General features: G+C 30.4%; 24 protein-coding genes. 2 read left to right on the top strand and 22 right to left on the bottom strand.

What is annotated here, in order from left to right:
• Positions 1–5: 5 nt before the first annotated feature.
• From HV819_RS05850 to HV819_RS05805, 10 genes are all read right to left on the bottom strand, one after another.
• Complete coding sequence (locus HV819_RS05850) at positions 6–299, bottom strand: BMC domain-containing protein (RefSeq protein ID WP_154540002.1); 294 nt, start codon at positions 297–299, stop codon at positions 6–8.
• 7 nt (positions 300–306) lie between these two features.
• Positions 307–570 (bottom strand): hypothetical protein, encoded by a 264-nt coding sequence (locus HV819_RS05845; RefSeq protein ID WP_154540000.1) that lies wholly within the window; start codon positions 568–570, stop codon positions 307–309.
• Positions 570–1,658 carry a DMT family transporter gene (locus HV819_RS05840; protein ID WP_235942766.1) on the bottom strand — a complete coding sequence of 363 codons (1,089 nt, stop codon included), beginning with the start codon at positions 1,656–1,658 and terminating at the stop codon, positions 570–572. The genes HV819_RS05845 and HV819_RS05840 overlap by 1 nt, the downstream gene beginning before the upstream one ends.
• 1,145 nt (positions 1,659–2,803) lie before the next feature.
• Positions 2,804–4,207, bottom strand: coding sequence for a carbohydrate ABC transporter substrate-binding protein (locus tag HV819_RS05835; RefSeq protein ID WP_176269714.1), 1,404 nt, complete (start codon positions 4,205–4,207; stop codon positions 2,804–2,806).
• Positions 4,208–4,440: 233 nt separating this feature from the next.
• Positions 4,441–5,760 (bottom strand): ABC transporter substrate-binding protein, encoded by a 1,320-nt coding sequence (locus tag HV819_RS05830; RefSeq protein ID WP_154539994.1) that lies wholly within the window; start codon positions 5,758–5,760, stop codon positions 4,441–4,443.
• Between the two features lie 9 nt (positions 5,761–5,769).
• On the bottom strand, positions 5,770–7,080 hold the full coding sequence (locus HV819_RS05825; protein ID WP_154539992.1) for an MBL fold metallo-hydrolase: 1,311 nt from the start codon (positions 7,078–7,080) through the stop codon (positions 5,770–5,772).
• On the bottom strand, positions 7,061–7,879 hold the full coding sequence (locus HV819_RS05820; protein WP_176269713.1) for a carbohydrate ABC transporter permease: 819 nt from the start codon (positions 7,877–7,879) through the stop codon (positions 7,061–7,063). The genes HV819_RS05825 and HV819_RS05820 overlap by 20 nt, the downstream gene beginning before the upstream one ends.
• Positions 7,880–8,764: a carbohydrate ABC transporter permease gene (locus tag HV819_RS05815; RefSeq protein WP_176269712.1), complete on the bottom strand. Its 885-nt coding sequence runs from the start codon at positions 8,762–8,764 to the stop codon at positions 7,880–7,882.
• Complete coding sequence (locus tag HV819_RS05810) at positions 8,764–9,834, bottom strand: ABC transporter ATP-binding protein (RefSeq protein ID WP_176269711.1); 1,071 nt, start codon at positions 9,832–9,834, stop codon at positions 8,764–8,766. Before HV819_RS05810 ends, HV819_RS05815 begins: the two co-directional genes overlap by 1 nt.
• Positions 9,835–9,895: 61 nt before the next feature.
• Entirely contained in the window at positions 9,896–10,186 is a 291-nt protein-coding gene (locus HV819_RS05805; protein ID WP_154539986.1) for a hypothetical protein, read from the bottom strand.
• 72 nt (positions 10,187–10,258) lie between these two features.
• Between HV819_RS05805 and HV819_RS05800 the strand changes: the two genes are divergently transcribed.
• Entirely contained in the window at positions 10,259–11,578 is a 1,320-nt protein-coding gene (locus HV819_RS05800) for a C1 family peptidase (protein ID WP_154539984.1), read from the top strand.
• Positions 11,579–12,466: 888 nt separating this feature from the next.
• Here the strand turns inward: HV819_RS05800 and HV819_RS05795 are convergent.
• The 12 genes from HV819_RS05795 to HV819_RS05740 all read right to left on the bottom strand — a co-directional run bounded on the left by HV819_RS05795 (position 12,467) and on the right by HV819_RS05740 (position 23,582).
• Positions 12,467–13,294, bottom strand: coding sequence for an energy-coupling factor transporter transmembrane component T family protein (locus HV819_RS05795; protein WP_154539982.1), 828 nt, complete (start codon positions 13,292–13,294; stop codon positions 12,467–12,469).
• Positions 13,291–15,003 (bottom strand): ABC transporter ATP-binding protein, encoded by a 1,713-nt coding sequence (locus HV819_RS05790; protein WP_176269710.1) that lies wholly within the window; start codon positions 15,001–15,003, stop codon positions 13,291–13,293. The genes HV819_RS05795 and HV819_RS05790 overlap by 4 nt, the downstream gene beginning before the upstream one ends.
• Positions 15,004–15,005: 2 nt before the next feature.
• Positions 15,006–15,557 carry an ECF-type riboflavin transporter substrate-binding protein gene (locus tag HV819_RS05785; protein WP_154539978.1) on the bottom strand — a complete coding sequence of 184 codons (552 nt, stop codon included), beginning with the start codon at positions 15,555–15,557 and terminating at the stop codon, positions 15,006–15,008.
• Positions 15,557–16,393 (bottom strand): SAM hydrolase/SAM-dependent halogenase family protein, encoded by an 837-nt coding sequence (locus tag HV819_RS05780; RefSeq protein ID WP_154539976.1) that lies wholly within the window; start codon positions 16,391–16,393, stop codon positions 15,557–15,559. The genes HV819_RS05785 and HV819_RS05780 overlap by 1 nt, the downstream gene beginning before the upstream one ends.
• A 660-nt stretch (positions 16,394–17,053) precedes the next feature.
• Positions 17,054–17,554, bottom strand: coding sequence for an SH3 domain-containing protein (locus tag HV819_RS05775; RefSeq protein ID WP_154539974.1), 501 nt, complete (start codon positions 17,552–17,554; stop codon positions 17,054–17,056).
• Positions 17,555–17,563: 9 nt separating this feature from the next.
• Entirely contained in the window at positions 17,564–18,169 is a 606-nt protein-coding gene (locus HV819_RS05770; RefSeq protein ID WP_154539972.1) for a P-loop NTPase family protein, read from the bottom strand.
• Positions 18,162–19,070 (bottom strand): YveK family protein, encoded by a 909-nt coding sequence (locus tag HV819_RS05765; protein WP_176269709.1) that lies wholly within the window; start codon positions 19,068–19,070, stop codon positions 18,162–18,164. Before HV819_RS05765 ends, HV819_RS05770 begins: the two co-directional genes overlap by 8 nt.
• Before the next feature lies 1 nt (position 19,071).
• Positions 19,072–19,851 carry a glycosyltransferase gene (locus tag HV819_RS05760; protein ID WP_176269708.1) on the bottom strand — a complete coding sequence of 260 codons (780 nt, stop codon included), beginning with the start codon at positions 19,849–19,851 and terminating at the stop codon, positions 19,072–19,074.
• A 4-nt stretch (positions 19,852–19,855) separates the two neighbouring features.
• The gene (locus HV819_RS05755) at positions 19,856–21,001 is read right to left on the bottom strand and encodes a glycosyltransferase (protein WP_154539966.1); all 1,146 of its coding nucleotides are present in this window, start codon (positions 20,999–21,001) and stop codon (positions 19,856–19,858) included.
• 99 nt (positions 21,002–21,100) lie between these two features.
• Positions 21,101–21,985: an undecaprenyl-diphosphate phosphatase gene (locus tag HV819_RS05750; RefSeq protein WP_154539964.1), complete on the bottom strand. Its 885-nt coding sequence runs from the start codon at positions 21,983–21,985 to the stop codon at positions 21,101–21,103.
• The gene (locus tag HV819_RS05745; RefSeq protein WP_154539962.1) at positions 21,982–22,791 is read right to left on the bottom strand and encodes a tRNA 2-thiocytidine biosynthesis TtcA family protein; all 810 of its coding nucleotides are present in this window, start codon (positions 22,789–22,791) and stop codon (positions 21,982–21,984) included. Before HV819_RS05745 ends, HV819_RS05750 begins: the two co-directional genes overlap by 4 nt.
• Positions 22,791–23,582, bottom strand: a complete 792-nt coding sequence (locus HV819_RS05740; protein ID WP_154539960.1) for an MBL fold metallo-hydrolase — start codon at positions 23,580–23,582, stop codon at positions 22,791–22,793. The genes HV819_RS05745 and HV819_RS05740 overlap by 1 nt, the downstream gene beginning before the upstream one ends.
• 197 nt (positions 23,583–23,779) lie before the next feature.
• Between HV819_RS05740 and HV819_RS05735 the strand changes: the two genes are divergently transcribed.
• Positions 23,780–24,841 carry a zinc-binding dehydrogenase gene (locus tag HV819_RS05735; protein ID WP_154539958.1) on the top strand — a complete coding sequence of 354 codons (1,062 nt, stop codon included), beginning with the start codon at positions 23,780–23,782 and terminating at the stop codon, positions 24,839–24,841.
• Positions 24,842–24,875 lie beyond the last annotated feature (34 nt).

The following is a 24,875-nucleotide window of genomic DNA, read 5'->3' as shown; positions in this document are numbered from 1 at the left end:
TTCTCCTAATTTTCTACTTTGTGAACTGATATAACTTTACTTACATTTGTAACCGGTCTTTTCATAACATTGTGAGCTGTAATTTTTCCAATCTTTTCGCCTTCTTTAACACCTGCTTCAACTGCACTTATACAAGATGATACATCTCCTCTTACTATTACAGTAACAAGAGTTGAACCTACATTCTCGTATGATACAAGCTTTACATCAGCTGCCTTTAACATTGCATCTAGGGCCTTAAGTGCTGGCAGCATGCCAAGTGTTTCTATAAGACCGATTGCCTGAGATTCATATTCCATATGGCACCTACTTTATATAATAATTAATCGTCTTCTTTTGTTCATCACTTGCCTTATAGTAAACTACTAACTTGTTGTCTATAAGTTCGTATGAATCCTCATCTATAAGACCGTTTTCTTTAGCTGTCATCAAACTTTCTACTATATTATCGTAATTAAAAGCTTTGTGGTCTTTATATTCACTTTCTAAAGCAAGGTAGATATCTTGAGCTGAAGCCTTGTCTACATTAGTAAAATATTTTAGTATTTCATAATTTAATGGTCTTCTCATTAATTCTTACCTCTTTTAAAATAATCAAGTGGGTTGACACTCATTATAAATATTCCAATTGCCATAAGGATTGAAGCTATCCAAGCTATTGGAGCTATTTCATATCCTGGATTTTTAAGGATTACTCCAAGTATTATCCAACAGAAGAACGGTCCCCAAAATGCATATGTACCATTACATGCCATACCTAGAGCTGCTCCACACATTGAATTTCCTTTATACCAAAAATTAAAAGATATAAATGTGAAAAATCCACTAGCAAATAATAATAAAATTGTCGGATCTGTTATGGCTTTTGTGAATAGACTTCCAATAAGTCCAATTCCTGTCCCCTCAATTAGTGCAAGTATTGGTAAAACTATAAGTAAGTTTGATAGGGCTGATGTTGATTGTCTAATTGCTATTCCAATTTCTGAATCAATCATTGATGTACCAAATCCTGCTATAACTCCTTCAAGTCCCCATCCAAAAGCGGCTATAAGAGCAAGAATAATGCCAAGTAGCATTCCATCTTTAATCTCTCCTGTTAAGCTTGTTGCACCAATAAGTAGAGAAGCTATAAGGCAAATTACAATACCAGCAATCATCCTAGCTGATAATTCTTGTTTTAGGATTATTCTTCCAAGAATTGCTCCAATCGCAACATTTAAACCTGCTATAGGTATTACAACTGGACCACCCATTTGCACTGCTAGGATATATGTAACTCCTGCAATAGGACCTCCGACTATGGCTGCAAATATCATTATAAGGCCTGGTTTTGTCTTAATGGTTTTAATGAAATCTCCGAATTTACCCTTTAAAAGTGAATTGCCTAAGGCCCAAATAGCAGATGTTAAGTCGTTGATTCCTGTAGCAAGGGTACCTAAGATAAAAGCTAAGGTCATTTCAGATAATCCAGCTTCTCCTGAATACCAGAACTTCCATATACCATAAACTGTAGCAGTAGTGACCAAAGCTGTATAAAGACCGTAGTAAATACCAGATTGGATTCCAATATTAAGGCCTTTGGAAAAGTACTTCTTATCTAAAGCTTCTTTTGCTACACTGGCTTTTGTAGTATTTGTGTAGTTTTGTGATTTCTCCACTCTCATTCTCTCCTTCTTTCTTTAAATATTTAAAAACTATAAATGTTTTCCTTGTCTAAATAGTATCAATATCCCTAAGGTTAAGGTCAAAAATTTTTTTGGAAAACAATTTTTCGTTGGAATTTCAAGCTTAATTGCTATCAAAAAAAATCAATAGTTTAAAAAATAACAATGAACTCTTACCTTAACGTTAAAGTTTTGACTTTTTCTAAATTTTTTTTTGCTAATATTTGTTTTTTTAATTTTTATAAAATTAATAAATTTATTAATTTCTTTAATAAACCCTTGATTAAAGCCTTATCTCACCTTCTTCCTTACTTAATTTTAAATTCTACCGCAGTTGTTTTCCATCTTTTTAAAAACTTTACTAAAAAAGCAATAAGCACATGATAATTTTAAGCTATCTCTCTATAGTAAGTTTATCTTTAACTATATGCTTTTTTATACCTTTACCTTAATTAAATTATCATTTAATTAAGGTAATGTATAGTTTTAATTTAAATAACTACTAAGGGTCAAACTGGCAAATAGTTATTTATAGATTAAATACTTTAAGTAAACGTTTTTCTAGATGTTTTTACATCCCTTTTAAGGACTTAAGTTAGGATAGGTACAACTTCATTTCTCTTATTATATAGTGATAAATAATAACTATAAATATTAATTCTCTTTATATTAAGTAGTTTAATTTCTTTATAAAAACTTTTAACAATTATTCTTCCTAAAGAATTTATAATATTCTACCTCCTGTAAAATTGAATCATTAATTTTAGGAATTATTTGTATCTATATTAGCATAATCTTCCTTTATCCCCTATAATTTGTCAATAATTCTTCTTTAGATTGGTATTTTAAATAATTTCGTTTAGCTTGATTTATAGCTTATTCTCTTTGAAATTTCGTCAATATTAATAATAAAATAAAAAATTAAAAATACCATATTTATATAAACTTACATAAAAGTATGAATCATTTTACAAAGTTGCCAAATAAGTTTATAGGAAAATCTAGACCATTATTCTCTAATTTTAAAATTTTAAATTATTTATAAAAATCATAATTTTAATTATTACAAATAAAAAGCATCGACAAAATCAATAATTGCCGATGCTTTGAACAATCTTTTCGACTGATCTTATAATTTTTTATTTCATTGCGTCTTGAATTTTTCCTGCTGCTTCTACTACTTCTTTGTGCCAATCTTCTACTGATTTGTCCCCATTTGCTACTGAGTTTATAGAATCAAATATTGTTTTAGTCATATCTACTCCCTCTACTGATGGCGCTGCTGTCCATCCACCTAAAGCTGCTTTTACGCCATTTTCATAGATAGAATAGTAAGATTTTTTAACTTCATCTTTAAGCATACCTTCTGCACCTTCTATAGGTTGAACTGCTCCACCATTTTCAGCAAAAGCTTTAGCTGCTTTATCTGAGTATAGGAAGGCTACGAATTCTTTTGCAAGTTCTTTTTCTTTAGCATCCTTAGGGATAAATCCTTGCTCAAAGAATGAGTATGCATATCTTTCACCATCTTTATTAACTTTTGGAAGTGGCATTAGACCCCATTCAAAATCTTTTGCAACACCTTCAGCATCTTTCATCTCTTCCACAACCCATGTACCATTTGGCATAAATAATGATTCATTTTTCATAACTTGTAGTTGGTTTTTAGTAAATGATTCATTATTTGCTTGAGCTACTGTGTCCTTATTTACATATTTAAGAATTTTGCCTGTGTTTTCAAAATATGGTGTAGCTTCATTTTCCCAAGCATCTTTGTCATAGCTCATAAGTTTATCAAATAATTTTTGTCCACCTATATCATAAAGCATGGCAAATGTGAATGTATCAAAGTATCCTGTTGTAGGATATGTGAATAATGCTATACCATCTTTTTTAGCTTCTTCACCAAGTTTTATAAAGTCATCCATTGTTTCTGGAAGTTCATATTTTCCACCACCTTCTTTAAACATTGCCTTGTTGTACCAAAGTCCTGTTGGTGAATAGAATAATGGGGCAAGATATGTTTTTCCATCTCCATATGGATTTGTTACTGCTGTATCTAAGAAACCTGGGATTATTTTTTCTCTTACTGTTTTATCTTCTCCAGGTACTTTCTTATCAAGAACATCTGTAATCTCATCCACCATGTTTTCTTTAACCATTGTTTCTGTAAGTGCTGATTCTGTTCCCACAGAGTGATAAATAAAGTCTGGTGAATTTCCAGCTTGGATTTCTGGTCTAATAACATCTGCTATATTTTTTTCGAATTTAGCTTCAACTTTAGCACCAGTTTCTTCTTCAAAGTCTGCTATAACTTTTTTCCATCCTTCAGTACCATAACCTGAATCAAGACCTGCTATAGTTAAAGTTTTTCCACTAAAAGACTTTTCACCACTAGATTCGTTACTTCCGGCATTACTTGTAACGTTTTCTTTTGAAGTATCTTGATTTGATGCCTTATCGTCAGCTTTATTGTTCCCACCACAAGCTGTTAGGGCTAAAGCTGCAGCTAACGCTACCAATCCTGCTTTTATTTTTTTCATAATTTCCTCCTAATATGGTAATTACCTTTTCCATTATTATATAAAGTCTTTGCAATTTTGTCAAGAAATAAAGTAAACATTTTTATAATCTCTTAAAGATTCAAATGTCTAAAATAGTTAGTATTAAAGATTTTGTTGATGAAAAAGGAAAACAATACTTTCAAATAAAAATCCCCTCCTTACTGCTTTGTCTAGTAAAGAGGGGATATATCATAAATCCCTAACAGTTTTTATTATTGTTGTTGGTAAGCTGACTCATAAGTTTGTTTGAAAGATTCCAATTCCTTATCCAAGTCTACATTTTCTGGATTTGAGAATATTTTTTCAAGGAAGGATTGGGTATCATTGTAGGCTTGTTGGCTACCTGGTTCAACTACTCTTGTATAAAGTTCTTTTGTTGCTTCACCTATGATTGGGGCAACTTTTGAGTCGGAATTTTTATAGGCATCATCTTTTATAGCAGATTGTCTTACTGGTATATATCCAGTATCAAGTCCAAATTGGATTTGACTGTCTTTTTCTGTTAAGAATTTCAAGAATAGGTATGCTGCAGTTTTTTCTTCCTCTGTTGCATTATTAAACATGTAGATATTTGTACCTTGTTGAACAGATTTCTCTGCTGGATATGCTGCTGCTTCATATTCAAATTTACCTTGAACTCCATCTTTTACATACACTTCACCTGCATTTGAACCAATATAGGCTCCTACTTGTTCATTTGCAAATGGAGCTGACATATATTTGTCACTTCCTGCAATTCTAAAGTATCCTTCTTTTATACCATCTAGATAATAGTTTATAGCCTCTTTTGATACATCACTTGTTACATCAAGTTTTGAATCCATCTTGATTCCTTTATTCTCAAGGTAGGTTTGATAATAGTTTGAAAGCGAGTCAAATCCTACTCCAGCAATTCCCTTCTCATCGTGAATTTTCTTTGCTACTTCCTTTAGTTCATCGTAATTTCTTGGAACCTTAAGTCCTAATTCATCAAACAATGACTTATTGTACCAAAAGATTTCTGTAGACTTATTGAAAGGAAGGGCCATTATTTTGCCATCTTTTTCTACTTCATTTCTTAAGCCTTCCACTATGTCATCATAGTTATCAAATTTCAATTTTTCATTTTCTATATAAGGTTTTAGATCTTGAACTAATCCCCCATCTATAAATTGTACCATCCAGTCTGGATAAGCTTGAGTTATAGTTGGAAGTTGGTCAACTGATTGCATAGTTGCTGTTAGTTTTTGATTTAAATCCTTGTAGGCTGCTTGATTTTGAAGATTTACCTTGATATTAGGATTTTTTTCTTCAAATTCTTTTACCAATTTTTCTAATGCTTCACCTTGGCCACCACTCATCGCATGCCAAAAAGTGATTTCTACCTTCTTGTCTTTTAGGTCTTCAACTATTGTACTTTCCTTTTTCTCAGTACTAGCATTACTAGCATCATTTGATGCAGTATTAGCCTTTTCATTTCCGCCACAGCCTACTAATACGCCTAATGATAAGGCTAGTGCCAAAGAAGTTTTTAGAATTTTTTTGATTTTCATACTTTCTCCTTACAAAATAATTTCTTCTCCATCATAGGGAGCATATCCCCTATCTTTGAATCTACTTCTACTATCATTATATACCCATTCTGGATTTTTAGAGTGAATTGTGAATAACTTTTTAGGATTAATTTTCTCTATTATATAATTTATATCCTCTGTAGGAGCATGACCAGAAGTTTTCATAATTAAAACTTTAATATTAAATTTTTCTAATTTTTTCATAAAAGGCATATATTCCGGATCATAGTCTCCCAAAGGTTCTGCATCTGTGTGAATATAAATACCTCCTTCAAAAAATTCTCCCAAATCTACATCATCTTTTCTAATTTGTAAAAGATAAGAAGATTTATTTTTTACAATATCATCTAAATTGATTTCTAAGTCTTTATCTAGTTTATAGTCATAGTCCCTATCTTTTATATAGTAGAGATTAAGACCTAGAACCTTTTTTATGGTATAAGCATTGTATTCAGAAAAAACAAGTTTTCTTATACCCCTAAGATTTTCTATAAGCTTCTTTATTCTTTCAAAATTTCCTTGATAGTAGTTAAATAAAATAGGTCTATTCTTATTTTTTTTAATTACCTTTACAATATTTTCAATAAGTTCAGCTTCACCTATCTCAGCTTCATCTTCTCCTAGCCTATTAAATGAAAAGCTTACTCCCTCAGTTATAAGATAGTCTGAGTTTTGAGCATGTTTTATGAAGTTTTCACTATCTTTTCTTCTAAATCCATGAAGTCTGATATCTCCAGTATAAGAGATTTTCTTATCGAAAGTTTTTATAATAAAACCACAAGCTCCAAAACCATCATGATCAACTCTTATAAATTGAACTTCTATATCTCCTATTTTAACGATATCGCCATAGTCTACTCCCTCAATATTTCTAATATATCCTTCTAACTTTTGATTTTTACTAAATGGATAGACAAATTTATTATTTATTGATAAGGCCTCTAACGCTTTCTTGGAATCTTTGGAGCAGTAAACTTTTATCTTAGGATTAGTATAGTTTATCAAAGATGTATGGTCTAGATGAATATGGGAAAAAAACAAAGCTTCATTTTCATAATAATAGTCATCTTTTACCATATCCTTACTACTTGCATTTTTATCATAAAGACCATCTACATAAGCACAAAGATTGTTTTCTATTAAATCATCTAAATCTTTTATCACAATTTCCCTGTTAAATAGGGCTCCTAAATCAAAAAATATCCTTGATTTTTTATATTTTATTTCTATAAGAGTTCCCCCTATGGTATGAGTTCCCTTATGAAAGACTATTCTTGTCCTATCCTTTGATTCCACCATATGAAACTCCTTCTAGTATTCTCTTTCTAAACAAAAAGTAAAGGATAAGTATTGGAAGAATTGTTATTGTTGAAGCTGCCATTTGAAGATGAATTAGGGAACCTGCCTCTGTTGCAAAAGCTGATAGACCATTTGAAATCATCCTCATCTCCTTTGAGTTTGTAACAAGGATTGGCCATAAAAATGAATTCCAACCTGTTATGAAATTTAATAATCCTATGGTAAATAAGTTTGACTTAGACATAGGTATCATAACCTTTCTGATAAATTCAAAGTCGCTTGCTCCATCTACCCTGGCAACATTGTAATATTCTTTAGGGATAGAATTTAGAAATTGTTTAAGGTAGAAGATATAATAAACACTTGCCATAAAGGGAAGAATTAAAGCAAGATAGGTATCTATTAGTTTAATGTTTGCAATTGTTCTAAAATTTGTAAAAACTACTATTTCAAAAGGTATCATCAATAGTGATATGAGAAAGGTTTGAAGGGCATTTTTGTATTTAAAATTCATAAAGTTTAAGGCAAAAGCTGCTAGTGTTGTTGTAATTAAGGTTGCTATAGTATTTATACTTGTTACAAAAATTGTATTTAAAAAGTATCTAGCAAAAGGTGCAACCTTCATAGCCTCAGAGTAGTTTTTAAAGTTTAAGCCTTTTGGTATCAAAGTTGGCGGTATAGATATTACTTCTTGGTAAGTCATTACTGATGATAAAATCATGTAGACAAAAGGAAAGAGAGTAATAATTGCCATTAGTATTACAAATATATATTGAAATAATTTACCTATTTTTTTCATTTAGTCCTCAAGCTTTCTAAATATTAGCCTTTGAATAAAGGTCAATATTAACAAAAATATAAACAAAATTACAGCTGCAGCCATAGCTTGACCATACCTATTTTCTACATAAAACTTATTAAATATATAAAATACTGCAGTAACCAACCTATTGCCAATACCTGCCGAACCATTAAAGAGGGCAAATATTTGGCTATAAACCTTAAAGGCCCCTATAAAACTTGTTATAGTTAGAAAAGTCATAATAGAGTTAAGTTGAGGTAGGGTTATTTTTACAAATTGCTCAAACTTGCTTGCACCAAAGGTTTCAGCAATTTTATAGTAGGATTTATCTATACCCCTAAGTCCTGCAAGAATTATTATTATGTTAAAAGCCAAACTATTCCATATACCAAACACAATTAGGGCTGGCATGTTGTAATTTGGGTCATCTAGGAAGTTATATGGTCCAAGCCCTACCTTCTCTAAAAGAAAGTTAATTATACCATATTGACCATTAAATAAATACCTAAATACAATACCTATAGCTATAACAGAAGTAAGATAAGGAATAAAAAATATTGTTTCAAAAAACTTCGCTCCCTTAATCTTAGTATAAAGAATTAGGGCAATTATCATAGCTATAATAATTGAGCCTGGCACTACCGTTATGGCATATATAAAAGTATTTTTCATAGCTAAATGAAATTGTGGATCTTTTAAAACATAGGAAAAGTTTGAAAGACCAAGGAATTCTGGATTTAGTATATTGTTTGACTTCATAGCCATAGTAAATGTCCTAATCAAAGGGTATACATTAAATATTAGTATAAATATAAGAGCAGGCAATAAATAAAGCCAAGCCTTAGGTGAATTTTCGGCCTTATATTTGAATCTGTTTTTCATCAGTAGACTCTCCTATCATCCTTATCAAATATATAAATTGAAGGATAATCTATGGAAAGATTGATCCTATCACCCTCATTTATCAAAATATTGGAATCTACCAAAAGCCTTGATTTCTCATTATCTAAATCAAAATGGACAATCATATATCTTCCTATCATCTCAATTGATATAACTTCTACAGGAATTCCTCCCTCACTTATCTTAAGGTGTTCTGGTCTTATGGCAAGGGTATAATCTTCACCACTTTTAAACTCTTCTCTAAATCTACTATTTTCTAGCTCAGATAATTTAATAGAGAAATCTTTTGTAATCAAAGAGTTTCCATCAAAGCTTGCCTTATATGTATTAATTATAGGAGTTCCTATAAATTTCGCCACAAAAAGATTGGAAGGATTTAGGTATAAGTTTTGTGGAATATCAACTTGTTGAATTATCCCCTTATCCATAAGGGCTATATAGTCAGAAATAGATAAGGCCTCTTCTTGATCATGTGTTACAAAAACTGTAGTTACCCCAAGTTTTTTTACAATCGATCTAATTTCTTCACGAATCTTTATCCTTAGCCTTGCATCTAGGTTACTTAAAGGTTCATCTAAAAGTAAGATTTTAGGATTTTGTACAAGAGCCCTTGCTATAGCAACCCTTTGTTGCTGCCCACCTGAAAGTGCCTTAGGCTTTTTGTCTTTTATATCAGAAATATCAGTAAGATCTATATATTTTTGAGCAATCTTAACTGCCTCTTGTTTTTTTATTTTATTGCTTCCAACTGTAAGTGGAAATATTACATTTTCCAAAACACTCATGTGTGGGTAGAGAGCATAGTTTTGAAATACCATTCCAATATCTCTATCCTTAGGATGCTTATTAATTACTGACTCTCCATCAAACTTTATATCACCCTTTGTAGGGTCCAAAAGTCCTGCAACAATATTTAATATTGTAGATTTCCCACAACCACTTGGTCCTAAAAGTGACATCAAAGCTCCTTTAGGAACCTCTAAGTCAACACTTTTAAGAGCTTCGTATCCATTCTCATAGACCTTGTTTAATTTTTCAATTTTTATCATATAAACCTCTTATAAATTTTATCCCTTATAACTTAATACTAAAATATTAATCTTATAATAACTATAAAAGCGGGTACTTAAATAATATAGCAAGCATTACGAGCATAAGGGCAATTGCTATGACTGTGAAAGATTCTATTTCTTTTCTTAAGGATATAATAATAAGTCCTATGGATAAAAGAAAGGAAAAGAAGTAAATTTCCTTAAAGTTTAAACCAAAAACAAAACCATATCCAAGGGATAAAACAGCCATAAATAAGGACAAATATAGGTTAACTTTCCTTCTGTCTAATATAAAATTAAGCATAAATATTACAAATAATGCTGTAAATATAGGCCAAATAAAGTCCATACTATCCCCCTTTTCATGTTTTAATTATATCATAATAAAAATATGTAGTATAATTTAGTCAAAGGAGTGGATATGAAATTAGATAAAAATTTATATAAAGAATTAGAAGAAATATATGATAGAGACCCGTCAAATAAAATAATATCAAATGCTATCTCAAATGTTGGAATAAGGGAAGCATCTTTAAATAAAAATGTAATAAATAAACATAATTTTATTTTCTCTAATGAAGTTAAAACAAATGATGTCACAGACCAAAAGAAAACTGGTAGGTGCTGGATGTTTGCAGGTCTTAATATGATTAGAATGAAAATTGCAGAGAATCTAAATATGGAAAACTTTGAGCTTTCTGAATCATACCTTTACTTTTTTGACAATATGGAAAAAACTAATAGGTTCTTACAAAGAATAATTGATACAAAAGATTTGGACATAAAGGACAGAAGGGTTGAAGATGTACTTTTCTCAGAACCAAACGATGGTGGATACTTTGAATTTTTTTACTATCTTATAAAAAAATATGGAATAGTTCCAAAAACAGCTATGGGAGAGCTTTTTAATTCTCAAAATTCTTTCTATATGTTTTATACTTTAGAAAGAGCCTTAAAGAAAATAGCTGTGGATATAAGAAAGTCTGATGATAAAAAAGAAATTGAAGATTTAAGAAAAAAAGGCCTATCCTATGCCTATAATATTTTCACCAAATCTATAGGAAAACCAGTAGAAAAATTTGATTTTAAATACTATGATAAAGATCATAAATATCACATAGAAAAAGATATGACCCCAAAGCTATTTTTCGAAAAATATGTGGGAGACTTTTTTGATAACAAGGTAAAACTATTAAATGATCCAAGACATCCTTATAATAGGGTTCTAGTGGATACAATGTCCAAAAACGCAGTAGACCTAGAAGATTTAAAGGGAATAAACATCGACATGGATACCATGAGTAAAATTGCTCAAAAATCTATAAAAGACGGAGAAACCATGTGGTTTGCTTGTGATGTTGATATAAATGAGGATAGGGAAAGTGGAATCCTAGACGAAAACTTGTTCAACCTAAAAGATACCTTCATAAACTATGAAGATATGACTAAAGCTGAAAGAATAGACGCAAGATTTTCAACAGCTTGTCATGCGATGAACCTTACAGGCTTTGATAAGAGAGGAAAAAAAATAAATTATTGGAAAATAGAAAATTCTTGGGGAGATGAAAATGGCCACGATGGATATTTTTCAATGACTGATGAGTGGTTTAGAGAAAATACTTTTGAGATAATAGTAGACAAAAAATATCTAACACAAAAAGTTTTAAAAGCAATGGATAAAAAAGAAATTGTTTATGATGAGTTTGATCCTATGTATAGGATGCTTAAAAATATAAGATAGTTCTAGAAATAATTTTAATTTAAGCCTATATTTTGATTTGAATTTGGACCTTTTAAGGTCCTTATTTATTTGAGTTTTAGCTTAATCATTAATATTTAAAGTCCATTATTAACTATATTTTATAATAGATAGTAATATTCATACTTCACTTTTTTGGCTTAGGAAAAAAATATTATATTAATTATTGTTTTAAAAACAAAAATAAAAATTTAAATAGAGTTTGAATTTAGATGACTTTTAAAGTATAAAGCCCTTATTCTTCTACTCTAATATGAATAATGAATTATAGAATTAAAAAACATAATTATAATTTTAGGAAATAAAAAAAGCATCAACAATATCAATAATTTCGTGAGTTTGTCGATGCTCTTAGAGAATCCAAAGACTCCTCTTTTTTCATATTTAATTTTTCTCATAACAAGTTTTGTCTTATATATTTTTTACTGCCTTATAATAAGATACCGGCCAATCTAGCCTATTTATTGTATGATTTATGTCTTAGTTAGATTTAATTACCACTTTGATATTTTGTTATGCACGTTTATTTGTAATCTATCTTAGTCAGAGCTTATAAATACAAAATTACCTACTTTTATATTATATAAAATGCTACTTGTATTAGCCTAAAATCCTTATGAACTTACATAATCATTTCCAAAAGATTAGTATAAAGTTCATTTGCTCCAGATCAAAATATTTCTATTGCTATTTTATAATAAGATGAATCTGTAGTATCAAATTCTATATTCTTTTCCTATATTATTGAGAAAGAAATTTAGACAATTTCTACCATGTCTAGAAAAATTCACATAGTTATTATAGGCGTTGTTTATCATATATACTCTATAAAGAGTATGTTAAATCTTTCAGATCTATTGCTATATATTTTTATAAAAATGGATTGTAAAATCTTCCATCATTTACAAAAAATAGTGAAACGCCCAGAGCTAGTAAAATTATTACTCCTATTATAACTAGAAAGTCATTTCTTGAAAAATCCTTCGCCCTATACCAAGTCCTAGTCTTGTTTTTGCCAAAACGCCTTAGTTCCATTGCTTGGGCTATGGTTTCTATTCTTCCAAGGCTATCAAAAATTAGTGGCATTACTATGTTTGCACTCTCCTTAACTCTATCTATTAGTCCTACCTTACTGCTCATTTCTATTCCTCTGGCTTGACTTGCTTGTCTTATTTCATAGTATGAATTCTGTATATCTGGGATATATCTTAAAGCAAGAGCAACTGCGTAAGAAATTTTATATGATATTCCTATTCTATTTAGACTTGATGAAAATTCACTTGGATCTGTTGTTAGGATAAAGATTAGGGCTAGTGGGATTGTTGAAAAATATTTTAAAACTACATTAAATTCATAGAAAAGCTGTTCAGCTGTTAGTGAATACCTTCCTATTCCTTCAAATATTACATTTCTTGATCCGTAAAGTTTAACTCCATATTCTGGTTCAAAGATATAGATTGCTATAATATTTATCAGCGAAAAGACAAATACCACCTTTACCAAAAATGATACATCTTCCCATTTAATCTTTGCTATTTTCATAGTTATAAGTGATATTAGCATAATGAAAAATAAGTATCTTGTATCAAATGTCGTCATTACAATTATCGAAAGAAGGATAAAGACCATTAGTTTTGTTGTTCCTGATAGCCTATGAATAGGAGTATCATTTTTTATATACCCTAGTGTACTATTCATTTTCTACCCCTTTCATAAGAAATAAATCTTTCTATAAAATCTTTTGGATTCACACCTTTTATCTTTTTGCCAAGAGTAAACAGAGAGGTTTCTGCAAGATTTGCAGCTTTTATTAAATCCTTATTTGAGAAAAGTTCAGCAGGTTTTAAATCTGCTAAGATATTTTTGTCAGCTACAACTATAGACCTATCTGTGTATTCTTGGATTAAATGCATATTGTGGCTTATCATAAGGATTGTTAGTCCATATTCTCTGTTTAGCTTACCGATAAATTCCATCATTTGTGTATAATTCCTAAAATCCTGACCTGCAGTTGGCTCATCTAAAATAATTACAGACGGATTTAAAACAAGAATTGATGCAATAGTTACTCTTCTTTTTTGTCCATATGAGAGAGCAGCTATTGGCCAATTTCTAAATGGATAAAGCCCACAAACCTTTAAAATTTTTTCAACCCTTTCCTTTAATTCTTTCTCCTCTACTCCCCTTACCCTAAGACCAAAGGCAACTTCATCAAAAATCATTGTCTTTGAAATCATAGCATTTGGGTTTTGAAGCACAAAGCCAATCTTATCAGCAATTTCCTTAATTGAAAGAGTTTTTGTATCTACATCCTCAATTATTATAGAACCACTATTTGGTCTTAAAAATCCACATAAGAGCTTAGCAAGCGTTGATTTACCTGCACCATTTGGCCCAACAATAGAGATGATTTCTCCCTTATTAATAGTTAAATTTATGTTTTTTAAAACTTCTACCTTACCATAAGAAAAAGAAAGATTGTTTATATTTATTTCTCTAATAGCCTCTTTGTGGTCTTCTTTATAAGCAATTTGATTTGACCAATCTCTTAATTTTAATAAGTCCTCATAACAAAAATCAATCTTACTTATATCTGATAAATCCTTATATTTACTAAGATCAATACTCGCATAATTTAAAGCATCTATATATAAGGGCTTTCTAATACCTATCTTGTCTAAAATACCTGATTTTAATATATTTGTAGGATTATCATCTGCAACAATTTTTCCATCACTTACTGCCACAATCCTATCTGGATCTAAAAGTAAGGCTTCCTCGAGCCTGTGCTCTATTACAATTACTGTATAGCCTCGTCTTTCCGATAAGTTTTTTACAAGCTCCATAGTAGCTCGCCCGCTTTTTGGATCTAGGTTTGCAAGTGGTTCATCTAATAATAAAATTGGAACATCTGAAACTAATACTCCTGCAATTGATACAGTCTGTTTTTGACCTCCGGATAGATCAGATGGTTTTCTATCTAGTAGGTATTTAATATTTAATTCATCTGCCCACTTATGGACTATTTCTCGCATTTTTTCTATATGGACATTGTCATTTTCTAAAGAAAATGCTATATCTTCTGCTACTGTAAGACCTACAAATTGACCGTCTGTATCTTGAAGAACTGTTCCTACTGATAGGGATAAATCAAATATCGAAGATTCCTTTAGTTTTTTACCATCTATAAAGCAATCACCTAGTATATTGCCATCAAAAGTATTAGGAATTTGCCCATTTAGACTTTTAGCAAGAGTTGACTTCCCAGAGCCAGATGGGCCTACTATTACAATTTTTTCCCCTTCCTTTATCTCTAAGTCAACATCATAAAGGGTTGGAGCTTTTTGAGACTTATACTTAAAATTGTATTTATTAAATTTTACTAGTAGTTGCTTTTTAACTTCCATAATTAATCTCTACTTAATGAACCTTCTTTTATTTGAGTTTTAGCATAGGCTGTGATTAAAATTGTACCAAGGATTGCTACAGCTAGTGAGTTAAGTCCTGCTGAAACTAGACCTTGTGTAAATACCTTGTTTGCCGGCTCTGAATAGATAAGGATATCTAAAATTGGAGCAACAACAGCCCAGGCTACTATATTTGTGATTACTTGTCCAATATTAAATTTGATAATGTCTTTTTTTGTAAATTCACCATTTCTAAGATTTAGATTTTTGCCTACAAGTCCATAACCCAAACCTGTTACCCCAGATGAGATAACCCATGACCACCAAAGACCATATGTTAAAAGATCTTTAATTGCATGTCCTATAAAGCCAATTAATGCTCCTGCTACTGGTCCAAAAAGTACTGACATAAGTGCTAAAAATGGATAGGTTGTTTCAATTGATGTATTAGGAATAAAGCCAACTGGAATAGATAAAAATCTACCTAAGATAAAAAATACTGCCGCACCAATACCAATTGCTACTATTGTTGTAATCGAATTATTCTTTTTCATTATTTTTCCTTTCTAATATAAATTATCCAATCAGATCCTGTTCCTATTTGATAAGTATCTGAAAATGACGCTTGATTTATAGCAATTCCTAAGTTAATTAGCGAATTGATATAGGCTATAGTTTCACCAAGAGCAACATCTGAAAATGAATGACCAAAAGTCATTTGATTTTCATATTTTTTAATTTCTTTATTATAAATTGTGACTTTGATGCTATCGCCTTGATTTATACCAACTTTTTTTAAAAGATCTAGGCTTATATTTGTCCATAAAGAGCCAAATCTAATATCAAGTATATCAATTGTTCCTTCAATAACTCCATTTGTAATTGTAGCTTCTTTAATATCCTTAATCACGAGATTCTTTATTTCACAAGATTTAAGCTTTTCATAATAGTCTTCGTTTGTTGCAAGTTTTGCACCATTATAGGCATAAACATCCCTACCATGGAAGGTATGGCTATTTTCTGAAAATGGTAGCCTATCCTTAAGCTCATCTATAATTTTTGCTGATTTAAGTCCAATAAATTTTGCCACATGAGAAATAGTTCCATTATCAGGTGTTACTATATAGTGGTTTGAATTTGTTTTGACTACTATAGAATGTCTATCAGAACCTACCCCAGGATCAACTACAGATACAAAAACTGTTCCTTCTGGCCAGTAAGAAATAGTTTGTAAGAGCCTATATGACGCTTCAAATATATCGTATGGCTTGATTTCATGAGTTAAATCATCAACTTTGATATCAGGATTTACCATGTTGCTAACTCCATGCATTGCAGAAACTGCACCATCACCTAAACCAAAGTCAGATTGAAAAACTAGTGTACTCATTTTTATCCCCCTAAAAATAATTCATATGAAATTATCATATAATTTAATTATATTTAAAAAATAGACCTAGTCAATAAAAATAGCAATATATATTAAAAAAACACCATTCTTTACCAAGAGATGACTATGTATCTATCTCAAGCTTTAGTGCCTTACAAAAGATAGGTTCTAAAAAGCTCATCAAGCTTGCTATAGTCTTATTTTTATTATTATAGGTATATACTACTATTTTTTGTTAAATTATAATTTGACATTTACATGAATATTCTAAACAAGATAGTTTTATGTCCTTATTTAAAAAGTGCTTTTATAGGTTTTTCACATAGATTTTCTATTACCTTTGTTATTCTTAGCTTTAAAGTTACTATTTTCACTTTTACTTACATTTATATTATCCGTCAGTATCTCTATATTAGATAGCTTTACTACATAAATACCTATCTTTTTTCAAACAATTGATTGTAAGATTTAATTAGGTAATTTGATTTACCTATTTATTTTTAAAATATTCTACTAGATAAGCTTTCAAATGACTTTTTTTACACAATTATATATATGTATAATTTTTAAAAGTATAAAGTTCTTTCACCATAATATGAATAATAAATTATATACAGATATAAAAAATAGGGCTTTTTTGCCCTACATTAAAAATAGATATTAATTTGCTGGAACAAGAAGTTCTGTCAAGATATATCCTTCATATGACTCGAATATAACCTTTGACCACTCTCCATCAATTTCTGTTCTGTTTACTATATTCCCTGGTTGTAATTTTGCTACTATTTCTGAGTCTGTTGTTGTATTTCGTCTGATATTTGTTATATTATCTACTGTAAATGAACCTTCTATATTTTCATCTTTATTTTCTGTTTTTTCATCTTGATTTTTTGTTTTTTCTTCTTCATTCTCTATCTTTTTATTTTCTTTATTGTCTGTATTGGATGCATTTTTCTCATCCTTTTTCTCTTCTGATGGATTCTCTTTTTTAAGTTTAGCATTACTTGTGTCATTAGATTTATCTTTTTTACTATATTGTACATTGGCTTCAACTTGGCTTTTATTGTTTTCTTCAGGATGTCTTTGAGACTTGTAGTCTTCTTTTTGACAAGCAGACAAGATAAGTCCAAGGCTTAAAATAAATAAAATTTTCTTTTTCATAATAGCTCCTTATTTTTCTGTTTTTATGATTGCACTTATTTTTGCCCCAACATTTTCAAGCTTTTCTAGGGCATTTTTTAATTTTTTGTCCCTGAAATCTTTTTTAGGTGCAAGAATCATTACTGAGTCTACTAAGTCAGCATAAAAATGTGCATCATCATTTTTTTCATTGCTTGCTGTATCAAGTAAGATATAGTCGTACTTTTCAGAAAGTAAGTAAAATATATCATCAAGCCTATCTATATCAAGAAAACCTAGAGTGTCTTCTCTTTTTTCCGGAGCAAGTATCATATCAAGCCCTTTTTCTATGGAATCATTTATAATATAATTTTCATAAGGTCTTTCTTTTTCTAATATATCAACTAGTCCCCTATTTATCTCAACTTCTGCCTTTTCAGAAAGTGTTGGATTTCTAAAGTCTGATTCTATTATTATGACCTTATATCCATTTTTCGTGAGTATTCTTCCAAGATTGAGAATTATAGAAGTCTTATCTATTTTTTCAGTAGCTGGTACAAATTGAATAACTTCGTGTCTATCAACCGACTTTATAAAGTTATCTTTAAGATTTTCAAAAGCTTTTTTTACTCTTAAATTCTTGTTCTTATTAAACATCTAAATCACCATCTTCATATTTTGGTATATCAGATATAATCATATATTTTTTACCGTCATTTATGAATATTTCCCTTGTTTCTACATTTTCTTCTTTATCCTCTTTAGTATTCTTATACCTATATCCATAGTCTTCTTCTACTTTATTGAACTCATCTATTTTTACAGATTCCTTAGTTTTTTCATCTTCTTTGTCTTCTTCAACTTCTTCATAAACTACAAATTCTTCATTATCTTTATTCTCTTCAATTTCTTCTTTATCTTCATAATCTTTAGCTTTTTCATTATCATTATCTTCTTCAAAGACTACTTTTCTTATAACTTTTCTATTGTCGTCTATAATTTCATCTTCTATTCTAGAGTTTGATAAGAATATTCGCAAAGAAGATAGGATAAAATATGTTACAAAGGCTGCAAGACCAACTCTAGTTGTCATTTCTGCCGAAGGCTTTAATAAAGATCCGTTTTGATAAGCATAGTCAAGAACTTTGGCATTTGCATTATATAATTGATTTATTACTGAAACCGTAAGATCTGCATACTCATCTGCTATGTCTTCTGCCCTTAATTTTACACTATCTTTTACATTTATATTAATAATATGGGTGTTTGATACTGTATCAATATCCATCTTTTCGTCAAGTTCTGCTGGATTTAAATTAAGTTTTAGATTTTCTATAACCTTATTTTTAATAGCATCTGAATTTACAGTTTCTGCATAAGTGTAGGCAGTCTTATCATCTTTTTCTATATTTTTAGTATCAGTTGTAAGTATTTTGGCTTGCGCCCTATAACTTTTAAGACCAAGTCTTGGTGCCAAAAAGTAAAATCCTATACCCACTATAATACCAAAAACTAGAGCTTTGGGTATAACGCTTAATATCGATTTTTTCTTTTTCATCTTAACCTCCAAAATATTTCGCCCCTTCCAACATCTTCTTTCTAGCTGTCTTTTTATCTATATTTATCATTAATTTTTCGTGACCTTTTAGGTAGTATTCTATATATACCCTATAAGCTTTGGGAAATAAAGCCTTAGAAAGCATTCCTTTATCAAAAAAATGTTTTTCATCATAGCCTGTAAACCATGTAGACTCATCGTTGTATACTTTTGCAATAAGCTTATTTGATGATCTTACTTTAAGATTATTTTTGAAAGCATCTCTTAGAAATAAAGAATCCTCACCTGAGCCATGATTTGTACCTGCTCCAAAGTAAGTCGAAAATGACATATTGTACTTTTCTATTACTTCTCTTTTAAAGGCAAAGTGAACTGACCCATATTTTAAACTATTATATAGTTTAAGTTCACTATCATCTTTTACCTTTATAATCTCTTCTCCATTTTGATAAATTATAGTCTTCATTATGAAAAAATGTGTATCAGAATAATTTTCAAATTCCGATTTAACTTTTTCAACATAATCATCTTCAAATACTTCATCATCATCACATAATAATATTATATCAGCTTTAGAATTTAATAATCCAATATTTCTACTCCTACCAAGTCCCCTTGTTTTTGTAGATATCATCCTTATCTTGTGGCCTTTATCTATCACTTCATCATAGTTTTCTTTATCAGTTTGATTTATTATTATGCAATCTGATTTTATATTTAATTTCTTATAAAAGTCTATGCTATTTTGATGCATAGTTGATACTAATACTTCTAATCTCATAATTCTACCTTGTTGATTCTGCCTTCTCCCATGTTGGCTTGCTTTTACCACTTGCTTCGTTGATAGCACCCTTTATTTGTGCAAGCATCATCATAGAATAATAAAGTGGAAAATATAATAATTTTGATTGAGATTTCGTTAAATATCCAAGTAGGGCTATTAGGTAAAATAAAATTTGTCCTAAAAATGTAATTTTATAAAATGGCCCTTCATTTAACAAAAATATGTTGCTTACAAATAAAACTATATGAAAAAAGCTTTGTAAAAACCTAAGGGTCTTGTGATTAAAGTGAAAGAAAGAAAACCAACCATATTTAAATACATTGAGTCTTTTTAAGTTTGTAAAAATATTTGTCAATATCCTTCTTTGCATCCTAACCTTTCTTTTGAATTCATCTTCAGTTGTAGCTCCTGCCTTTTCTACTGCTATGGCATCCTTATTGTAAAGTGCTCTTTTATTACTAAGTCCTGCATAAAGTGGCATTTCATAGTCATGACTTGAAACAAGATTATAGTGTCTGTAGTCTTTTTTTCGACAAGCATAGATTGCCCCATTTCCTGCAGCTATAGTATCAATCTTACTTTCTATTTCACGCATCTTAAGCTCAAGATTCCAATAAGTATTTTCTGCAACAACACTTGATATATCATCATCTTTTTTATATATTAGTGAACCACATACATATTCTATATCATCTGAGGTAAAATATGACACTAGTTCTTTTATAGCATCTTCCTTAAACATGGAGTTTGCATCAGAGAAAACTATAATCTCACCATTAGCCACAGCAACTGCCTCATTTTGTGCATTAGTCTTTCCAAAGTGGTCTTTGGCTGTATTTATTTTTATGTCTATATCTGGATGATTCTTTATGAAATTTTGAGAAATTTCTACAGTCCTATCATCAGAGCAGTCATTGGCTATAATGATTTCGAGATTTTTGTAGTCTGATTTTGTGATATTTTCAAGTTTTTTTTCTATAACTTTTTCTTCATTATAGGCTGAAATTATCATTGATACCTTGGGTTTATATGTATAGTCCTTTTTGTTTTTCTTTTTTAAAATTTTATCCAGTAATATTAAAGTAATTGGATAACCTAGCATTGCATAAAAAAGTGCAAATGCTGATATAAAAAATAATATTTTCATCTATTTTCCTCTTTGTCTAATTTTAACTCTTAGTCTAATTTTACACCATTAGTAAGTTTTTTTAAAGCATAAAAATAAGGGGAATAAATCCCCTGATATTTACCTAAATATTACAAAGAATAAAAATACAAGAATAGATAAGACTATCCTGTACTTCCCAAAAATTATAAAATCATTTCTTTGAACATAAGATATAAATTTCTTTATAACTATATAGGCAACTATAAATGATAAAACCATTCCTACAAGGATTAAAAACCACTCATAGCCTGAAAAACCTGATACATTTTTAATAACCTTAAGTAGGGTTGCTCCAAGCATAGTTGGGATTGCAAGAAAGAATGAGAATTCTGCACTTGCTCCCCTTGACAAGCCTAAAAGCATGGCTCCTATTATAGTTGCAGCTGATCTACTTGTTCCTGGTACCATTGCAAGAACTTGAAAGCATCCTATAAAAAAGGCTGTTTTAAAAGAAATCAAGCTTAGATTATCAAGTCTTTGCATTTTTTCTCTTTTATTTTTATTCTCAACCAAGATTATAATTATACCCCAAATCAAAAGCATTGCTGCAACGACCATTGGCTTAAATAAGTGTTCATCTATAAAATCATCAAGTAAAAGTCCCAAAACTCCTGCAGGTATAACCCCAATTATTACCCTTTTCCATAATTCTATGGTATTTTGGTCAGGGTGACTTAGCCTATAATATGCCTTTGATTGCATATTTAAATTATTGTAATTTTTGGGAAAGTAGTTTCTTGTCTTCTCATAATCCCAAGGGTTAAGTTTTCTAAAATATAAAACTACTACTGAGAGTATAGCCCCAAGCTGGATTATAACGTTAAAAGCATTGGCAAAACCATCTGGTTCAAGTTTTACAAATTCGTTTACCAAAATAAGGTGTCCTGTTGATGAAACAGGTAAAAATTCTGTAACTCCCTCTACAATTGAAAGGATAGCTACCTTTAATAAGTCTAATATCATTGTTCAAATTCCTCCAAGAATGAATGTTTTTTGCCATTTAAGGTATAACCTAATACCATGTCGCAATTTACATTGTCGGCAGATCTTAGGATTGATTTTTCAAGATTTGGTATATCGTCTTTTAAGTCATCAATTAGATTTTTAATCTTTTTTCTAGTATAGGACTCGCTTTTTTTTGTTACTGTACAGGCACAATTTAGAGCATTAAGTCCAGCATAGTCCCTCCAAGCTATTATATCTTTTTCTTCTATAAAGTACATTGGCCTTATAAGCTCAATGTTTTCAAAGTTTTGAGCTTTAAGCTTTGGCTTCATGGTCTTGAAATTCCCAGCATAGAATATATTCATAAGAGTAGTTTCTATGGCATCATTCATATGATGACCTAGAGCAATCTTATTACAACCTAACTCTTTGGCCTTGGCATAAAGAAATCCCCTTCTCATCCTTGCACACATATAACAAGGATAGTTTCCAGAAATCTTCTCACTTACTTCAAAGATATCTGAATCATATATATGGGCATCTATATTTAAGTAAGCCAAGTTTTCTTCTAATAGCTTTCTATTGTAGGAGTCATATCCCGGATCCATTGAAAGATATTCTACTTCAAAATCCACATTTGAGTGTTTATGAAGCTCTTCTACAAGTTTTGCAGTAAGGAGTGAGTCCTTTCCTCCAGAAATTGCACAACATACCTTATCTCCTTCATTAATAAGCTCAAACTTTTTGACAGCCTTGACAAACTTAGACCAAAGTTCCTTCCTATATTTTTTTATTATCGATTTTTCTATTTCTTCTATATCCATTATAACTCCACTATGGTTGAAGGTTCATACCTTCTAGCAACCTCTAACTTTATATCTCTATCAGTATCTAAGCCACATGATTTTAGGTAATTTTCAACTGTTAACTTACACAAATCAGCAGAATTATTAGTATCTGAAAGGTGAGCAAGAAATATTTTCTCATTCTTACCTTCTAGGGCATCAGCCAAAGCCATAGCTGATTGCTCATTTGATAAATGTCCCATGTTTCCCATAATCCTAACTTTCATAGGATAGGTGTATGGACCTCTCTTGAGGGCCTCAAGGTCATGATTCGCCTCAAAATAATATATATCAGAGCCCCTAATTTCAATTGCAATCTTTTCATCTATAATTCCTGTATCTGTAAGGACAGTTATCTTTTTATTGTCTAAGTATAGGATAAATCCAACTGGTTCTTTGGCATCATGGTGGATTCTAATTGGCAAGATATCAAATGTCTTAAAATTTAAAAACTCATTACTCTTGAATAATTTGATATTTTCTTCTTTTATTTTTCCACATGATTTTATCAAAGAAAGCCAAGTTCCCTTATTGGCATAGATAGGTAAATCATACCTTCTAGATAAAACTCCTGCTCCTTTAACATGATCTGCATGCTCATGAGTTATGAAGATTCCATCTAGATCGTTAGCATTTTCTCCGATTTTCTCAAGAAGTTTTTCTATAGTTCTTCCTGAAAAACCACAATCTATAAGAATTTTTTTACCTCTATGCTCAACAAAGACACAATTTCCCGAAGATCCTGAGGATAGAGAGCAAAATCTACTCATATCTCCTCCTTCATATCTGATTTTATATTTCAATATAAAATATTAAAGATTTTTAAAATCTTACGCAAACAATTACTGTTTTATAATACTAGTTTTTAGCTTATTTTCAATATTTTATAATTTAATATTTTTAATTTCTATCTTCTTGGGTATAAATTATTAGAAGATTTTGAAGTTAAACATAAAAGGAGAGATATATGAAAGGATTTGGAGTAATAAAGACACCAAAAACTGGTTGGATTGAAAAAAAGAAGCCATCCTTAAAGGGAAATGATGCTATTTTAAGACCTATTGCTCTAGCACCTTGTTCATCTGACACTCACTCAGCTCATGGTGGAGCTGGAGTTAAGGAAAATTTAATCTTAGGTCATGAGGCTGTAGCTGAAGTTGTTGAAGTTTCATCCGAAATAAAAAGATTTAAAAAAGGTGATGTAGTAGTTGTTCCATGTGTTACACCAGATTGGAACGAAGTAGGTCTTCAAGACCGTAATATAAACAACGCTCATGATAGTAGCTTTATGGGATCTTTTAAATTTTTAAATTCAAAAGATGGATCTTTTGCGGAATTTTTCCATGTCAATAATGCTGATGCTAACCTAGTTCACCTACCTAAAAATGTAACTGTAGACCAAGCTCTTATGACTTGCGATATGATGAGTACAGGTTTTTATGGGGTAGAAAATGCTAGGGTTAAGTTTGGCGATAATGTTGTAGTCATAGGAATTGGTCCAGTTGGTCTTATGGCTGTAGCAGGAGCTAAACTTCAAGGAGCAGGTCACATTATAGGTGTTGGTACAAGACCTAATTGTGTTGAACTGGCAAAAAAATATGGGGCTAGTGAGATTATAAATTATAAAGAAGGTCCTGTAGATGAGCAGGTTAAAGAACTTTTCCCAAACGGTATTGATTCTGTGATTATAGCTGGTGGAAATGCCAATTCAATAAATCAAGCTTTAAGAATGGTTAAACCAAATGGTTTTATTTCAAATGTTAATTATTTTGACTCTAAAGATACCATATCTTTCCCAACCCTTGAATGGGGACTTGGTATGGGTGATATATCAATAGTGGGAGGATTTTGTCCAGGTGGAGCAAAAAGAATTGAAAGGCTCTTAAATATGATTGCAAATAAGAGAGTTGACCCATCACTTTTACTAAATAAATCATATGATGGTTTTGAAAAAATTGAAGATGCCTTTAATATAATGCATGAAAAACCAAGAGATTTGATAAAACCTGTTGTTCATATTAAATGGTAAAAAAAAGGCTATTGCAAATAATCAATTATTGGCA

The sequence above is a fragment of the Anaerococcus faecalis genome, assembly GCF_013371425.1.
GTDB classification, from domain to species: Bacteria; Bacillota; Clostridia; order Tissierellales; family Peptoniphilaceae; genus Anaerococcus; species Anaerococcus porci.
The sequence above is the reverse complement of the archived record's forward strand: the minus strand, read 5'-3'. Positions and strand labels throughout refer to the sequence as shown.

Bases quoted from the DNA above. Each gene is read 5' to 3' on its own strand.
- HV819_RS05850 (WP_154540002.1), bottom strand. From the start codon at position 299: ATGGAATATGAATCTCAGGCAATCGGTCTTATAGAAACACTTGGCATG.
- HV819_RS05845 (WP_154540000.1), bottom strand. From the start codon at position 570: ATGAGAAGACCATTAAATTATGAAATACTAAAATATTTTACTAATGTA.
- HV819_RS05835 (WP_176269714.1), bottom strand. From the start codon at position 4,207: ATGAAAAAAATAAAAGCAGGATTGGTAGCGTTAGCTGCAGCTTTAGCC.
- HV819_RS05830 (WP_154539994.1), bottom strand. From the start codon at position 5,760: ATGAAAATCAAAAAAATTCTAAAAACTTCTTTGGCACTAGCCTTATCA.
- HV819_RS05825 (WP_154539992.1), bottom strand. From the start codon at position 7,080: ATGGTGGAATCAAAGGATAGGACAAGAATAGTCTTTCATAAGGGAACT.
- HV819_RS05820 (WP_176269713.1), bottom strand. From the start codon at position 7,879: ATGAAAAAAATAGGTAAATTATTTCAATATATATTTGTAATACTAATG.
- HV819_RS05815 (WP_176269712.1), bottom strand. From the start codon at position 8,764: ATGAAAAACAGATTCAAATATAAGGCCGAAAATTCACCTAAGGCTTGG.
- HV819_RS05810 (WP_176269711.1), bottom strand. From the start codon at position 9,834: ATGATAAAAATTGAAAAATTAAACAAGGTCTATGAGAATGGATACGAA.
- HV819_RS05805 (WP_154539986.1), bottom strand. From the start codon at position 10,186: ATGGACTTTATTTGGCCTATATTTACAGCATTATTTGTAATATTTATG.
- HV819_RS05800 (WP_154539984.1), top strand. From the start codon at position 10,259: ATGAAATTAGATAAAAATTTATATAAAGAATTAGAAGAAATATATGAT.
- HV819_RS05795 (WP_154539982.1), bottom strand. From the start codon at position 13,294: ATGAATAGTACACTAGGGTATATAAAAAATGATACTCCTATTCATAGG.
- HV819_RS05790 (WP_176269710.1), bottom strand. From the start codon at position 15,003: ATGGAAGTTAAAAAGCAACTACTAGTAAAATTTAATAAATACAATTTT.
- HV819_RS05785 (WP_154539978.1), bottom strand. From the start codon at position 15,557: ATGAAAAAGAATAATTCGATTACAACAATAGTAGCAATTGGTATTGGT.
- HV819_RS05780 (WP_154539976.1), bottom strand. From the start codon at position 16,393: ATGAGTACACTAGTTTTTCAATCTGACTTTGGTTTAGGTGATGGTGCA.
- HV819_RS05775 (WP_154539974.1), bottom strand. From the start codon at position 17,554: ATGAAAAAGAAAATTTTATTTATTTTAAGCCTTGGACTTATCTTGTCT.
- HV819_RS05770 (WP_154539972.1), bottom strand. From the start codon at position 18,169: ATGTTTAATAAGAACAAGAATTTAAGAGTAAAAAAAGCTTTTGAAAAT.
- HV819_RS05765 (WP_176269709.1), bottom strand. From the start codon at position 19,070: ATGAAAAAGAAAAAATCGATATTAAGCGTTATACCCAAAGCTCTAGTT.
- HV819_RS05760 (WP_176269708.1), bottom strand. From the start codon at position 19,851: ATGAGATTAGAAGTATTAGTATCAACTATGCATCAAAATAGCATAGAC.
- HV819_RS05755 (WP_154539966.1), bottom strand. From the start codon at position 21,001: ATGAAAATATTATTTTTTATATCAGCATTTGCACTTTTTTATGCAATG.
- HV819_RS05750 (WP_154539964.1), bottom strand. From the start codon at position 21,985: ATGATATTAGACTTATTAAAGGTAGCTATCCTTTCAATTGTAGAGGGA.
- HV819_RS05745 (WP_154539962.1), bottom strand. From the start codon at position 22,791: ATGGATATAGAAGAAATAGAAAAATCGATAATAAAAAAATATAGGAAG.
- HV819_RS05740 (WP_154539960.1), bottom strand. From the start codon at position 23,582: ATGAGTAGATTTTGCTCTCTATCCTCAGGATCTTCGGGAAATTGTGTC.
- HV819_RS05735 (WP_154539958.1), top strand. From the start codon at position 23,780: ATGAAAGGATTTGGAGTAATAAAGACACCAAAAACTGGTTGGATTGAA.